We start from the raw sequence: 14,830 nt of genomic DNA on the forward strand, positions 1-14,830 counted from the left end.
GCGTCGGCGCCGACGCCTCGGCCTTTGCTGTTGCCCCACTCCAGCAGCCCGGGCCAGACAGCGAGTGCCGTCGGTGCCCGGGCACGGCGCTGGTAGTGCGGCGCCTTGCAACCTACACGGAGCGAGTCAGGCCGCCATCCACGCGGATATTCTGTCCGGTGATATAGCCGGCGCCTGCACTGGCCAGAAAGCCGATGGTGGCGGCGATTTCCTCAGCATGCCCGTAGCGCTTCATGGGCACGGATTCACGTCGTTCTTCGGTGGCAGGAAGGCTGTCGATCCAACCTGGCAACACATTGTTCATGCGCAGGTTGTCGGCAGCGTAGGTGTCGACGAAGATCTTGGTGAACGACGCCAAGCCGGCACGGAACACCGCCGAGGTGGGGAACATGTCGCTCGGCTCGAAGGCCCAGGCGGTGGAGATGTTGATGATCACGCCGCCTTTCTGCTGCTGCATGATCGGCGTGACCAGGCGCGTGGGGCGAATCACGTTGAGCAGGTAGGTCTCCATGCCTTGCACCCAGTCTTCGTCGGAGATTTCCAGGATCGGCCCGCGCGGGCCATGGCCGGCGCTGTTCACCAGCACATCGATGCGCCCCCACTGCTGCATCACTTGATCGATCAGGCGCTTGAGGTCTGCGTTGGACTGGTTCGAGCCGGTCACCCCGATACCACCCAACTCTTTGGCGAGCGCCTCGCCCTTGCCCGACGACGATAGAATCGCCAGGCGAAAACCGTCCTCGGCGAGCTTGCGGGCGGCGGCGGCGCCCATGCCGCTGCCTCCAGCGGTGACGATGGCGACTTTATCTGCTGACATTTGCGGTTCTCCTTACTCTCAATGGGACGACGAGTGCCTGCATGCCATGACGATTGGCGTTATCTGTCAATGTGCTGAGTGTGCCGGCTGTGCGGATTTTGCAACCTTGCGCCCTTTATCGGTGCGTTCAGCGAGCAAAGAGCGCTCATCGTGATCTGGATATTCGCGCTCCCAGAAGTCGGCGTCCGCCAGACCAATGCTGCTGGGTTTGAACTGCGGATTCTTGCCGGCCTTTTTCTGTTGCTCGTAGTCTCTCAGGGCCTTGAGCGCCGGTCGGGTGAGGAAAAGAATGACGATCAGGTTGACCCAGGCCATCAGGCCCATGCCCAGATCACCGAGGGCCCATACAGCCGCCGCTGTCTTGATGCTGCCATAGTAGATGGTCAGCAACAGAAGCAGCTTCAGCCCAACGCTGCCCAGTAGATAGGCCGTGCGCCATTTGCCCAAGAGGTACGCCAGGCAGGTTTCGGCCTTGTAGTAGTAAGACAGCAGGGTGGTGAAGCAGAAGAAGAACAGCGCGGCAGCCAGGAATATCTCCCCCAGACCCGGCAGGGCGGACTCGATTGCCAATTGGGTATAGAGCGAAGGTTGCGTGCCGATGTTTTCGATACCGGCCGGTTTCACGTCGTACATGCCGGTGACCAGGATCATCAGGGCCGTCGCGGTGCAGATCAGCAGTGTGTCGATATATACCGAGAATGCCTGCACCAGCCCCTGTTTCACCGGGTGGGAGACTTCGGCTGCACCCGACTCGAAGGTCTCGCTGCCGATCCCCGCGCCGTTGGAGTAGACGCCGCGCTGTACCCCGAGGGCGATGGCGGAGCCGACCAGCCCACCGAACGTGGCGTCCAGGCCGAAAGCGCTTTTCAGGATGAGGGTGAACGCCGCCGGCACCTGCCCGATGTTCAACGCCAGAATGAAAATGCAGGCGAGGATATAGCCGATGGCCATGAACGGCACCATGATCTCGGCTGCCTTGGCGATGCGCTTGGTGCCGCCGAGGATAATCAGCGCGAGCAGGCAGGCGATGGCGATGCCGGTGATGGATGGGGCGATGCCGAAGGCCTTCTCAACCGACAGCGCGACCGTGTTGGCCTGCACACCAGGCCACAGGCAACTCATGACGATCAACGTCAGGGCGGCGGATAGGATCGCCAGCCACTTCATCTTCAGGCCTTTTTCAATGTAGTAGGGCGTACCACCGCGATACTGGCCGTTGATCTTGGCCTTGTAGGTCTGGGTCAGGGTGATTTCGATGAACGAGGTGGCGCTGCCGAGAAAGGCCGCCATCCACATCCAGAACACCGCGCCAGGACCGCCCAGGGCAATGGCAGTGGCTACTCCGGCAATGTTGCCGGTGCCAACACGGCTGCCAAGGGACAAGGAGAACGCGGCAAAGGAACTGACTCCAGCATTAGAGTCACCGCCCTGGAATGCCAGCTTCAACATATCCTTGAACAAGCGCAGCTGGACGAAGCGGGTCACGACGGAATAGAGCAAGCCCAGCCCGAGAAAGGTGTAGACCAGCGCGGAGCTCCAGACATAACCATTGAGCTTGCCTACCAAGTCTTCCATTACATTCGCCTCTTATATTTATTCGTGAGTTGTAGCCGATTTGTTGCTCGCAGCAGTAGGGCGGAATTCGTCGAATGATGGATTCATCGCCACGCTGTTGATTGCGTCATCCTCCGATGACCTCCCTCGGTAACCCGAAGGAGGCCTCTGGGTGCGAGAGGTGAGGCAAGAGTCGTTCCGTTACCGCTCGCACTCGGTAATAGCGCGTTGCGCTCAGCCGTTGCTGGGGAAAGCGAACTGCGCCGCCTCATGCGAGGCACGCTTGGGCCAGCGTTGGGTGATGGCCTTCTTGCGGGTGTAGAAACGCACGCCGTCCGGGCCGTAGGCATGCAGGTCGCCGAACAGCGAGCGCTTCCAGCCGCCGAAGCTGTGGTAGCTCACCGGCACCGGCAGCGGCACGTTGACGCCGACCATGCCCACTTCGATCTCGTCGCAGAACAGGCGCGCCGCTTCGCCGTCACGGGTGAAGATGCAGGTGCCGTTGCCGTACTCGTGATCGTTGATCAGTTGCATGGCTTCTTCCAGGCTGCCGACGCGGACGATGCACAGCACCGGGCCGAAGATTTCGTCGGTGTAGATGGTCATGTCCGAGGTCACCTTGTCGAACAGGGTGCCGCCGACGAAGTAGCCGTTTTCATTACCCGGCACCACCAGGCCACGACCGTCGACCACCAGCTTGGCGCCTTGCGCCACGCCGGCGTCGATGTAGCCCTTGACCTTGTCGCGCGCAGCGGCGGTAACCAGCGGGCCCATGTCGAGGCCGCAGGAGGTGCCGGCACCGATCTTCAGCGCCTGGATCTGCGGCACGAGCTTCTCCACCAGCGCATCGGCAATCTGATCGCCCACGCACACGGCCACCGAGATGGCCATGCAGCGCTCGCCGCAGGAGCCGTAGGCCGCGCCCATCAGGGCGCTGACGGCGTTGTCCAGGTCGGCATCGGGCATCAGTACGGCGTGGTTCTTGGCGCCGCCCAGAGCCTGCACGCGTTTGCCGCGCTTGGTGCCTTCGCTGTAGATGTATTCGGCGATCGGCGTCGAGCCGACGAAGCTCAGGGCCTTGACTTCCGGAGCTTCGATCAAGCCGTCGACCGCGTCCTTGTCGCCGTTGACCACGTTGAGCACGCCCTTGGGCAGGCCGGCCTGTTGCAGCAGTTCGGCGATGAACAGGGTGGAGCTGGGGTCACGCTCGGACGGCTTGAGGATGAAGCAGTTGCCGCAGACGATTGCCAGCGGATACATCCACAGCGGCACCATGGCCGGGAAGTTGAACGGGGTGATGCCGGCGACCACACCAACCGGTTGCAGGTCGGTCCAGGCGTCGATGTTGGGGCCGACGTTGCGGCTGTATTCGCCCTTGAGGATTTCCGGGGCGGCGCAGGCGAATTCGACGTTCTCGATACCGCGCTTGAGTTCGCCGATGGCGTCCTCGATGGTCTTGCCATGCTCGGCGCTGATCAGCGCGGCGATTTCGTTCTCGTTTTGCTCCAGCAGTTGCTTGAAGCGGAACATGATCTGTGCGCGCTTGGCCGGCGGGGTGTTGCGCCAGGCCGGGAAGGCGGCCTTGGCGGCGTCGATGGCCAGTTGCAGGGTGGCGCGGTCGGCCAGGCCAACGGCGGCAGTGGAGTCGCCGGTGGAGGGGTTGAATACCGCAGCGGTGCGGCCAGTGCCGGCGACACGTTCGCCATTGATCAGGTGGGGGATATGGCTCATGGGGTTCTCCAGAGGCGTAGGGTGGATGACGCTCTTTTCATCCACCTTGGGGATTCGATGATTGGTGGATGGATAAAGCGTCATCCACCCTACGGTTCAATCCAGTTTGTTCAGCACATCACCGACGGCGTTAAAGACGCGGTCGAGGTCTTCGATCTTGGCGTTGAAGGTGGGGCCGAACTGCAGGGTGTCGCCGCCGAAGCGCACGTAGAAACCGGCCTTCCACAGGGCCATGCCGGCCTCGAAGGGGCGGATCACGGCGTCGCCGTCACGCGGGGCGATCTGCAGGGCGCCGGCCAGGCCGCAGTTGCGGATGTCGACGATGTGCTTGGCACCTTTCAGGCCATGCAGGGCGGCCTCGAACTTGGGTGCCAGCTCGGCGGATTGCTGGATCAGGTTCTCGCGTTTTAGCAGTTCCAGCGTCGCCAGGCCGGCGGCGCAGGCCACCGGGTGCGCCGAGTAGGTGTAGCCATGGGTGAACTCGATCATGTGCTCCGGCGACGGCTGCTGCATGAAGGTGGTGTAGATCTCGCTGCTGGCGATCACCGCGCCCAGGGGGATGGCGCCGTTGGTGATCTGCTTGGCCACGTTCATCAGGTCCGGGGTAACCCCGAAGTATTCCGCGCCACTCCACTTGCCCATACGGCCGAAGCCGGTGATCACTTCGTCGAAGATCAGCAGGATGTTGTGCTGGGTGCAGATCTCGCGCAGGCGCTGCAGATAGCCAACCGGCGGCACGATGGCACCTGCCGAGCCGGACATCGGCTCGACGATCACCGCGGCGATGTTGGAGGCGTCGTGCAGCTCGATCAGCTTGAGCAGTTCGTTGGCCAGCTCCACGCCGCCGGTTTCGGCCATGCCCTTGGTGAAGGCCAGGTGCGGTTGCAGGGTGTGCGGCAGGTGGTCGGCGTCCATGAACTGGCCGTACATCTTGCGGTTGCCGCCGATGCCGCCGAGCGAGGTGCCGGCGATGTTGACACCGTGGTAACCACGGGCGCGGCCGATGAACTTGGTCTTGGCCGGCTGGCCTTTCAGGCGCCAGTAGGCCTTGGCCATCTTCACCGCGGTGTCGGCGCACTCGGAGCCGGAGCCGGTGAAGAACACGTGGTTGAGCTCGCCCGGCATCAGGTCGGCGATCTGCTCGGCCAACTGGAACGACAGCGGATGGCCGTACTGGAAGGCCGGCGAGTAGTCGAGGGTGCCGAGCTGCTTGGCCACGGCGTCCTGAATTTCCTTGCGCGAGTGACCGGCGCCGCAGGTCCACAGGCCGGACAGGCTGTCGTAGACCTTGCGCCCGCTGTCATCGGTGAGCCAGTTGCCTTCGGCGGCCACGATCAAACGCGGGTCGCGCTGGAAGTTGCGGTTGGCGGAGAACGGCATCCAGTGCGCATCCAGCTTGAGCTGGCTGGCGAGTGGGGAAGGAATCTGCAGGGCTTGGTTCATGACGCACGTCCTGGTGGTGGTAGACGTCATCAGCTTGTAATGAAGCGTTTGGTGAGTTAAATCTATATTTGTTTGAATTTAGATATTGGAAAACTCACCTATGCCCAAGAAAGCCCCTCTGAGCCAGGTCAGCGATTTCGAGTTGCGCCTGCTCCGGCTGTTCAAGACGGTGGCCGAATGCGGCAGCTTCGCCGCGGCCGAGGGGGCGCTGGGGATCAGCCGCTCGGCCATCAGCCTGCACATGAGCGACCTGGAAAAACGCCTGGGCATGCGCTTGTGTCAGCGTGGCCGCGCCGGGTTCGCCCTGACGGACGAGGGGCGCGAGGTGCTGCGCGCTGGCGAGGCGGTTCTGGTGGCCATCGAAGGCTTTCGCAGTGAAGTCAACCAGATGCACCAGCAACTGCGCGGCGATCTCAACGTCGGCATCGTCAACAACCTCGTGACCCAGCCGAAGATGCGTATCACCCGTGCCCTGCAGGCAGTACGCGCGCAGGGCGCCGGGGTGCGGATCAATCTCAGCATGAGCACTCCGGGCGAGATCGAGCGCGGCTTGCTCGACGGCCGCCTGCACGTGGGCGCCGTACCGTTGATCACACCGCTGTCGGGGCTCGAGTACAGCCTGCTGTACGAGGAGCGGTCGAATCTCTACTGCAGCCGTGAGCACCCCTTTTTCTCGCGGGCCGCCGAGGTCAGCAACGAGGAACTGCGCAGTGCCGACGCCGTGGTGCCGAGCTACCGCATGAGCGCGGAGGCCATCGGTCTGCACCAGTTGCTCAATTTCGCCGCTTCGGCAACGGATCGTGAAGGTATTGCTTTTCTGATCCTCACCGGCAGCTACATCGGCTTTCTGCCGGATCACTACGCAGCGTCCTGGGTGGAGAAGGGGATGATGGTTCCGCTCAGCCCGGATCGCCTGTTCTTCGATGCCAAGCTGGCCGTAGCCGTGCGCAAAGGGCGCCGGCAGAACCTCATCCTCGAGCGTTTTCTCGACGCCTTGCAGCTCTCCCGCTAACCCTCGCCTATATCCCTGATTCCTCTGGATTTTCACGGTCGAGCCAGCACTCGTTGGCGCGACCGGTAAGTCATCGGCTTGGAAAAAATTCCATGTGCCGTGTTGACAGGGTGTTTTTCTCAGTCCTAATCTGCATGCAGCGCTGCACACAAAGCGGCGCACCCTATAGCACACAGTGCAAAATCCTTTGCTGTTACTTCTGCCTACAAAAACAACTTATCGGTGAGGTGCAACATGGCTCGGTTTTTCCCACGCTCCATTCGTAATGTGATTGCCAGCGCGGCTGCAGTCGGCGCGCTGCTCGCTCAGGTTCCCGCTCAGGCAGCCGAAACCCAGGTCTGGAAGGACATTCAGAAAGCCGGCGTACTACGCTGCGGCGCAGCGGTGGCCGCACCCTACGTCATGCGTGATGCCGCTTCCGGTCAGTACAGCGGTTACTTCGTGGACCTTTGCCGCGACTTCGGTGAGAAGGTGCTGAAGGTCAAGGTCGAGTTCGTCGATACCAACTGGGACAACATCGTCGCCGGCGTTCAGAGCGACAAATGGGACATGGCCATGGCGCTGAACCAGACGCCGGAGCGCGCCCTGGCGCTGGCCTTCTCGGTACCCGCGACCGAGTATCAGGTGTCCCTGCTGATCAACAAGGACAATCCGAAGTTCGCCGGTGCCGGCAACAGCGTTGCCGACTACGACAAGGAAGGCGTGACCTTCGCGGTGATGTCCGGTACGGCTGGCGACAAGCTGATCTCGGCTGTCGTGAAGAACGGCAAGATCATGCGCCTGCCGGCCATGGACGATACTCGCCTGGCGGTGATGTCGCGTCGTGCCGACGTGCTGGTCGATGCCAACGACACCAACCACCTGTTCGCCCTGGCCAACCCGGACTGGACCAAAGAGATTCTGCCTGAGCCGGCCCTGGCCAAGCAGGGCGTCTCCTTCGGCCTGCGTCGCGACATTTCTCCGGCCGACCTGCAGGTGCTGAACATCTATCTGACACAGCGTCGTGAAACTGGCGAGATCGATGCGCTGATCGACAAGGCTTCTGCCGAAGTCAATGCCGCAGCCAAGCCCGCCCAGTAATCCTGCCTAGAGCTGAGGGCTACCTGCCAGGGCAGCCCTCCGGAGACGCTTCAATGAATACTCCCCATTTGGTGGCCGCCCAGCCACAGCCCACTCACGCCCCCAGCTCGATACCAGGTGGCGATTTCATCCAGTTGCGCGGTGTGTGCAAGTCCTACGGCGAGCAACTGGTGGTGATGGACAACCTCGATCTGGACATGCGCGCCGACGACAGGCTGGTCATCATCGGCCCGAGCGGTAGTGGCAAGAGTTCCCTGCTGCGGGTGTTGATGGGGCTGGAGGGTATTCAGGGTGGCACCATCCACTTTCAGGGCAAGCCCTATATCGCTGGCGGATCGGGCAGCGGCAAGCCTCTCAACGAGAGCCTGCGCACGCAGATCGGCATGGTCTTTCAGCACTACACCCTGTTCCCGCATCTCACGGTGCTGGGCAACCTGATCCTGGCTCCGACCAAGGTGCATGGTCTGTCGAAGGCCGAGGCCACCGAGAAGGCCCGTGCCTACCTCGCTCGCCTAGGCCTGGAAAGCAAGCTGCAGGCCTACCCCAGCCAACTCTCCGGTGGCCAGAAGCAGCGCGTGGCGATTGCCCGCGCACTGATGCTGGAACCCAAGCTGATGCTGTTCGACGAGGTGACCTCGGCACTCGACCCGGAAATGGTCATCGAGGTGCAGAACGTGATGATGCAGCTGGCTGAGCAGAAGATGGCCATGATCATCGTCACCCATGACATGCATTTCGCCCGGCATATCGCCACGCGCGTGGTGTTCTGCGCAGGCGGCAGGGTGATCGAGCAGGGGCCGCCGGAGCAGATTTTCACTCAGCCTAAAGAAGCTCGTACTCGCGAGTTCCTTGAAAAAGTCCTGCACCTGGACTGAGGGCGGCCACCATGAACTACCAATTCGATTTCCATTTCCTGAGCGGCAGCTTCGGCGCGCTCTGGGATGGCTTGAAAGTTACCCTCGAGCTGGCACTGGTCTCCAACCTGATCGGTCTGGTGCTCGGCTTCGGCCTGTGCCTGATGACGCTGAACCGCTGGTTCTTCATCCGCTGGCCGGCGCAACTGTTCATCGAGTTCTTCCGCTGCACTCCGGCACTGCTGCAGATCGTCTGGTTCTTCTACTGCGTGCCGATGTTGTTCAACGTTTTCATCGACCCGGTGGCCATGGGCTTCCTGGCGCTGGGCCTGAACCTCGCGGCCTTCAACTCCGAGGCTTATCGCGCCGGGGTACAGGCGGTGCCTCGGGAGCACCTAGACGCCTCCATCGCCCTCGGCCTGCGCTCCTGGCAGCGCACCTTCTACGTGGTGCTGCCGCAAGCCCTGCGCAGCGCGCTGCCAGTGCTGATGACCAACGGTATCGGCAGCCTGCAGCAGAGCGCGCTGGTGGCCATCGTCGCGGTCGCCGATCTGATGTACGTGGGCAAGAGCCTGGCCACCGAGGCCTACCGACCGTTGGAAACCTACACCCTGATCGCCCTGATCTACTTCGCCCTGTCACTGCCCATCGCGCAGTTGGTGCAGTACATCGAGCGCCGTCAGGAAGCCGCGGCCGCACGCTGAGGAGAACGTCATGCACATCGATTTTTCCGTCGTTTTCCCTTACTGGCACATCCTGCTCAAAGGGCTTGGGCTGACCATTGCCATCACCCTGACCTGTGCAGTTCTGGGTAGCCTGCTGGGCTTCGTCATCAGCCTGCTGCGCAACGTGCGCAATGCGTTGATCAGGCTGCCGATCACCCTCTATGTGGAGTTCTTCCGCGGTACGCCGCTGCTGATCCAGCTGTTCTGGGTGTTCTTCTGCTTTCCGGTGGTGTTCGGCCTGACGCTGTCGCCCTACGTGTCGGTAATGCTGGCACTGATTCTGTACATGGCGGCGATCACCAGCGAGACATTCCGCGGTGCGCTCAAATCCATCGCCAGTGAACAGCATGACGCCTGCACGGCGCTCGGGCTGACGCCACGGGTCAAGGTGTTGTTCGTGATTTTCCCACAGGCCCTGCTGCGCGCCACGCCGCCGCTGCTGTCGAACGTGGTCAGCCTGTTCAAGGAGAGCGCGCTGATTTCCTCGGTAGGCATCGCCGACCTGATGTTCGTCGGCCAGAACATTTCCAACAGCACGGCCCGCCCAGTGGAGTTCCTCAGCGCCGTCGCCGTCATCTACTTCTTCGTCGCATTCCCCTTGACCCGCCTGGTTGGCGTGATCGAGTCGCGGATGTTGCGTCGCTACGCATACTAAACCCCAGCTCTACTGGAGATATCGCAATGCAACTGAAAGGCATCCTGCCCGCCATCGTCACCCCCTTCGACAAGAACGGCGCCGTCGATCACGAGATCCTCGCCTCGATTCTCGAACATCAGCTCAAGGCTGGCGTCAGCGGCTTCGTGCCGCTGGGCTCGACCGGCGAATACTACGCGCTGACCAACGAAGAGCGTCGTCAGGTGCTGGCCACCGTCAAGGAAGTGGTCGGTGATCGCGGCACCCTGATCTCCGGGGCCAACGGCTCCTGCACCCGCGAGGTACTGGAGCAGGTGCAGCAGAGCGTCGACGCCGGCTACAGCAACCTGCTGATCGCACCGCCGTACTACGCGCTGCCGTCGCAGGAAGAGCTGCTCAGCCACTACCAGACGATCCTCGAGGCCTTCCCGCAGATCAACGTGGTGCTCTACAACTACCCGATCCGCACCAACGTCGAGGTGGGCATGGGTGTGATCGAAGCGCTCAAGGATCATCCGCGCGTCATCGGCATCAAGGAAAGCAGCGGCAATCTGCTGCGCGGCATCGAGATCGGCGAGAACTACAAGGGTAAGATCCAGCTCTCCTGCGGCTCGGACGACCAGGCGCTGGACTTCTTCATCTGGGGCGCCACCAGCTGGATCTGCGGCCCGGCCAACATCTTCCCGGAGAAGGTGGTGGACTTCTACAACAAGTTCACCGCTGGCGATCTGGCCGGTGCCCAGAACGTGATGCGCAATCTGTTCCCGATCATGGCCAACCTGGAAAGCGGCAAGTTCGTGCAGAAGGTGAAGTACGGCGCCGAACTGGCTGGCTTCAAGGCCGGCAATGCGCGTGCGCCGCTGCTGCCGCTGACCGACGAGGAAAAGGCCGAGTTCCGCCGCGTCTTCGAGGCTTCGCAACTGTGAGTCTGACGCCTGCCGGCCCTTGGGCTGGCAGGCGATGGCGCAGCACGCCGCTGGTTGCGGCGATGTTGCGCAACAATGGAAACAGAGCATTTCTTGGCGCTGTCTGCATGCAGGCAGCGCCTTCCGGGTTGCTGATCGGCAACCCGGTTTTATTGGCTTTACCTGCGATGAATTCGTCACCCATCGGTTACTCCAAGTGAGCGTCATTATGAACTCTTTACCCGCTGCAAACCCGGAACAGGCTGTGGTCATCGGTGGCGGTATCGTCGGCGTCTGTTGCGCGCTGTACCTGCAGCGCGAAGGTTATCGGGTGACGCTGGTCGACCCGGCCGCGCCCGGCGACAGCACGGCCAAATGGAGCTGCGGGCAGATGGCCGTCAGCGAGGTCATCCCGTTGTCCAAGCCCGGCATCCTGAAAAAGATCCCAGGCTGGCTGCTGGATCAGAAGGGCCCGCTGGCTCTGCGTCCAAGCGCGTTGCCGGGCATCCTGCCCTGGTTCCTGCGCTTCGTGGCCAATGCCCGTCACGCGAAGATCGTCGAGATCGCCCAGGCCATGACCACCCTGACCGAGCATGTCTACCAGGACTATGCGCCGCTGCTCGACGCCTGCGCGGACAAGAGCCTGCTGGGTGACCGACCGATCATCGAAGTATTCGACTCACCGGCTGGCGTGGCCCACGAGCGCCCGCATCTGGAACTGCGCAAATCCTTGGGCTTCGCCTCCGAGGAACTGGACGCCGGCGCCATCGCCGAGCTGGAGCCGAGCCTGGCCGGCAAGTTCAAGAGTGGTTTGCTGTTCCCGGACTGGCGTGCAGTCAGCGATACCGAAGGTTTCATCGCAGCGCTGACGCAGAGTTTCATCGACCAGGGCGGCGTGCGCGTACGCGAGCAGGCGAAACGCATCGACAGCGTGGCCGACCGCGCCATCGGCGTGACCCTGGCCAGCGGCACCCGCTTGCCGGCCGAGCATGTGGTGGTCGCTGCCGGCACCGGTTCGCGGGCGTTCTTCCCGCAGCTTGGCGTGGATGCTCCACTGGCCGGCATCGCCGGTTATCAGGTGGTGCTGCCCGATCCCGCCGTGGAAGTCCGCCACTCGGTGATCTACGCCGACGGCGGTTTCTGCTTCGCGCCGATGACCCGCGGCCTGCAGATCGGCGGCACCATCGAATTCGCAGGCGAGGGTGCCGAGCCGAACTTCAAGCGTGCCGACATCATCCTGGAGAAGGCTCGGCGCATCCTGCCCGAGCTGCAGACCGCCAAGTTCGAATACGGCGTGGGCTATCGTCCGTTCCTGCCGGATACCAAACCGATCATCGACCGTTCGGCGCGCCTGCCCAACGTACTCATGGCCTTCGGCCACGGCCAACTGGGCCTGACCCTCGGTGCCACCACCGGGCGGCTGATCGCCGACCTGGCAGCGGGGCGACCCACTGCCCAGAACCTGACCCCATTCAGCGCCAAGCGCTTCGCCCTTATTGGAGGACTCGCATGAACACCTATGACAAGCTCTACATCAACGGCCAGTGGGTGGCGCCAGTAAAAGGCGGCACCTTCGAGACCTTCGATCCGAGCAATGAGGAAGTCCTGGCAGCGGTCGCCGCGGCCACGGCCGAAGACGTGGATCACGCAGTCCAGGCGGCGCGCCAGGCCTTCGACGAAGGCCCCTGGCCGAGCATGAGCGGTGCGGCACGTGCCGCGGTGCTGCGGCGCATCGCTCAGGGCATCCGCGACCGCCAGCAGGAACTGGCCGAACTGGACGTGCGCGACAATGGCAAGCCGTTGCCCGAAGCGCTCTGGGATATCGGCGACACCGCCGGCTGCTTCGATTTCTATGCCGACCTGGCCGAAGACCTCGACAGCCATGCCGAACAAGCCGTGGCGCTGGCCGACGAGCGTTTCAGTTCGGTGGCGCGCAAGGAGCCGATCGGCGTGGCCGGCGCCATCATTCCGTGGAACTTCCCGATGCTGATGGCCGCCTGGAAAGTCGCCCCCGCGCTGGCTGCCGGCTGCTGCATGGTGCTCAAGCCATCCGAGCTGACTCCGCTGACCGCCCTGGAACTGGCACGTATCGCCCACGAGGCCGGGCTGCCGGCCGGGGTGCTGAACGTGGTCACCGGCCTGGGCCCGGATGCCGGTGCGCCGCTGGCCGAGCACCCGGGCATAGACAAGCTGGCCTTTACCGGCAGTGTGCCGACCGGCAGCCGGATCATGCAGGCCGCCGCCAAGGACATCAAGAACATCAGCCTGGAGCTGGGCGGCAAGTCGCCGTTCATCGTCTTCGCCGACAGCGATATCGAGGCTGCCGTCGAGTGGATCATGTTCGGCATCTTCTGGAACCAGGGCCAGGTCTGTTCCGCCACCTCCCGCGTGCTGGTGCAGCGCGAACTGTACGCGCCGCTGCTCGAACGCCTGAAGCAGGAAGCCGAGAAAGTGCGCATCGGCAACGGCATGGAGGAGGGCGTGCTGCTCGGCCCGCTGGTCAACAAGAGCCAGTACGACAAGGTGCGTGAAGCCATCGCGCGTGGTTGCGAGGAGGGGGGCAGGCTGGTCTACGGCGGCGAGCGCCCGGCCGGTTTCGCCAAGGGTTTCTACCTGCAGCCGACCATCTTCGCCGACGTACCGGAAGATAGCTGGATTTGGAACGAGGAAATCTTCGGCCCGGTGGTGTGCATCCGTCCGTTCGACGACGAGGCCGAGGCGCTGCGCAGCGCCAACGACTCGCGCTTCGGCCTGGCCGCGGCGGTGATGTCCAAAGATCTGCCGCGCGCCGAGCGCGTCGCGCGCAAGCTGCGCGCTGGCATCGTCTGGGTCAACTGCTCGCAGCCGACCTTCACCGAAGCCCCCTGGGGTGGCTACAAGCAGAGCGGTATCGGCCGCGAGCTGGGTGAGTGGGGCCTGAACAATTATCTGGAAACCAAGCAGATCACTCGCTACGACAGCGAGCAACCCTGGGCCTGGTACATCAAGTGAGGTAACCGCCATGCGCTGGAAGAAAACGCTGCAACTGGTGGACGTGCATTGCGAAGGTGAGATCGGCAAGGTCATCACGGGTGGCGTCGTCGGCATTCCCGGCGAAACCATGCTGGACAAGATGAACCACATCAACGAGGTGGACGACAGCCTGCGCCGCCTGGTGATGCTGGAACCACGCGGTTGCCTGCAGATGTCGGTCAACCTGCTGCTACCGCCGACCCGGCCGGAAGCGCAGGCCGGCTTCATCGTGTTGCAGGCCGACAAGGCCCATCCGATGTCTGGCAGCAATTGCATCTGCGTGGTCACCGCCTTGCTGGAATTGGGCATGGTGCCGATGCAGGAACCGGAAACCACGGTCGTGCTGGACACCCCGGCCGGCCTGGTGACCGCCCGTGCGCGCTGTGAAGACGGGCGCTGCCTGAGCGTGTCGCTGGATATGGTGCCGTCGTTCGTCGAGCACCTGGACGTGGCCATCGACACCGAGGCGTTCGGCACCATCAAGGCCGATATCGCCTTCGGTGGGGTGTACTACGCCCTGGTCGACGTGGATCAGGTAGGCCTGCGCATCGCCCCGGAAAACGCCCGCGAGCTGGCGGCTGCAGGCGTGGCGCTGAAGGAGCTGATCAACCAGCAGGTTCGCGTTCAGCACCCGCTTTTCGCGGCACTCAAGGACGTGGCCTATGTGATGTTTCGTAATCGCCTGGACGGCAGCACCTACCAGACCTGCACCACCTTGCCACCGGGCCGCGTCGACCGCTCGCCGTGCGGCACCGGCAGCTCGGCCAACCTGGCCACGCTGGCCGCGCGTGGCCAGGCCGAGGTTGGCGACCAACTGGTTTCGCGTTCCACCATCGGCGGCGAGTTCCAGGTGCAACTGCTCGGGCGCAGCGAAGTCGGCGGCCGCCCGGCAGTGCTGCCGCGCATCACCGGGCGCGCCTGGATCTACGGTATCCAGCAGCTAGGGGTGGATCCTGACGACCCGCTGGCCGCAGGCTTCATGCTCAGCGATACCTGGGGGCCGGCGTTTCCTCAGTGAGTGCGTGACACCGGGCGGGCCAGTCGGCCCGTCCGAACCTTCGGA

13 protein-coding genes are annotated in these 14,830 nt (G+C 63.2%); 9 read left to right on the forward strand and 4 right to left on the reverse strand.

Going from position 1 to position 14,830, the window contains the following annotated elements; all coding sequences use genetic code 11:
* Positions 1-112: 112 nt before the first annotated feature.
* From ACSVIK_RS17470 to ACSVIK_RS17485, 4 genes are all read right to left on the reverse strand, one after another.
* Complete coding sequence (locus ACSVIK_RS17470; protein WP_442445514.1) at positions 113-817, reverse strand: SDR family oxidoreductase; 705 nt, start codon at positions 815-817, stop codon at positions 113-115.
* A gap of 66 nt (positions 818-883) precedes the next feature.
* Positions 884-2,392 (reverse strand): alanine/glycine:cation symporter family protein, encoded by a 1,509-nt coding sequence (locus ACSVIK_RS17475; protein WP_442445515.1) that lies wholly within the window; start codon positions 2,390-2,392, stop codon positions 884-886.
* Positions 2,393-2,605: 213 nt separating this feature from the next.
* Positions 2,606-4,102 carry a CoA-acylating methylmalonate-semialdehyde dehydrogenase gene (locus tag ACSVIK_RS17480; RefSeq protein WP_442445516.1) on the reverse strand — a complete coding sequence of 499 codons (1,497 nt, stop codon included), beginning with the start codon at positions 4,100-4,102 and terminating at the stop codon, positions 2,606-2,608.
* A 96-nt stretch (positions 4,103-4,198) separates the two neighbouring features.
* Positions 4,199-5,545: an aspartate aminotransferase family protein gene (locus ACSVIK_RS17485; protein WP_442445517.1), complete on the reverse strand. Its 1,347-nt coding sequence runs from the start codon at positions 5,543-5,545 to the stop codon at positions 4,199-4,201.
* Between the two features lie 100 nt (positions 5,546-5,645).
* On the opposite strand from ACSVIK_RS17485, the gene ACSVIK_RS17490 reads away from it, so the two are divergent.
* The 9 genes from ACSVIK_RS17490 to ACSVIK_RS17530 all read left to right on the forward strand — a co-directional run bounded on the left by ACSVIK_RS17490 (position 5,646) and on the right by ACSVIK_RS17530 (position 14,785).
* Positions 5,646-6,557, forward strand: a complete 912-nt coding sequence (locus ACSVIK_RS17490) for a LysR family transcriptional regulator (protein WP_442445518.1) — start codon at positions 5,646-5,648, stop codon at positions 6,555-6,557.
* 234 nt (positions 6,558-6,791) lie between these two features.
* A complete protein-coding gene (locus ACSVIK_RS17495; protein ID WP_442445519.1) occupies positions 6,792-7,637 on the forward strand; it encodes a substrate-binding periplasmic protein in 846 nt (281 codons plus the stop codon).
* A gap of 53 nt (positions 7,638-7,690) precedes the next feature.
* A complete protein-coding gene (locus ACSVIK_RS17500) occupies positions 7,691-8,512 on the forward strand; it encodes an amino acid ABC transporter ATP-binding protein (RefSeq protein WP_442445520.1) in 822 nt (273 codons plus the stop codon).
* 11 nt (positions 8,513-8,523) lie between these two features.
* Positions 8,524-9,195 (forward strand): amino acid ABC transporter permease, encoded by a 672-nt coding sequence (locus ACSVIK_RS17505; protein ID WP_395503004.1) that lies wholly within the window; start codon positions 8,524-8,526, stop codon positions 9,193-9,195.
* Between the two features lie 10 nt (positions 9,196-9,205).
* Complete coding sequence (locus tag ACSVIK_RS17510) at positions 9,206-9,871, forward strand: amino acid ABC transporter permease (protein WP_395503003.1); 666 nt, start codon at positions 9,206-9,208, stop codon at positions 9,869-9,871.
* Between the two features lie 26 nt (positions 9,872-9,897).
* Positions 9,898-10,776, forward strand: a complete 879-nt coding sequence (gene dapA, locus ACSVIK_RS17515) for a 4-hydroxy-tetrahydrodipicolinate synthase (RefSeq protein ID WP_395503002.1) — start codon at positions 9,898-9,900, stop codon at positions 10,774-10,776.
* Between the two features lie 208 nt (positions 10,777-10,984).
* Positions 10,985-12,268, forward strand: a complete 1,284-nt coding sequence (locus tag ACSVIK_RS17520; protein ID WP_442445521.1) for an NAD(P)/FAD-dependent oxidoreductase — start codon at positions 10,985-10,987, stop codon at positions 12,266-12,268.
* Positions 12,265-13,746: an aldehyde dehydrogenase family protein gene (locus ACSVIK_RS17525; protein ID WP_442445522.1), complete on the forward strand. Its 1,482-nt coding sequence runs from the start codon at positions 12,265-12,267 to the stop codon at positions 13,744-13,746. The genes ACSVIK_RS17520 and ACSVIK_RS17525 overlap by 4 nt, the downstream gene beginning before the upstream one ends.
* A gap of 10 nt (positions 13,747-13,756) precedes the next feature.
* A complete protein-coding gene (locus ACSVIK_RS17530) occupies positions 13,757-14,785 on the forward strand; it encodes a proline racemase family protein (protein WP_442445523.1) in 1,029 nt (342 codons plus the stop codon).
* Positions 14,786-14,830: the final 45 nt, after the last annotated feature.

It is taken from the genome of Pseudomonas sp. NCHU5216 (genome assembly GCF_052156495.1).
GTDB lineage: Bacteria > Pseudomonadota > Gammaproteobacteria > Pseudomonadales > Pseudomonadaceae > Aquipseudomonas.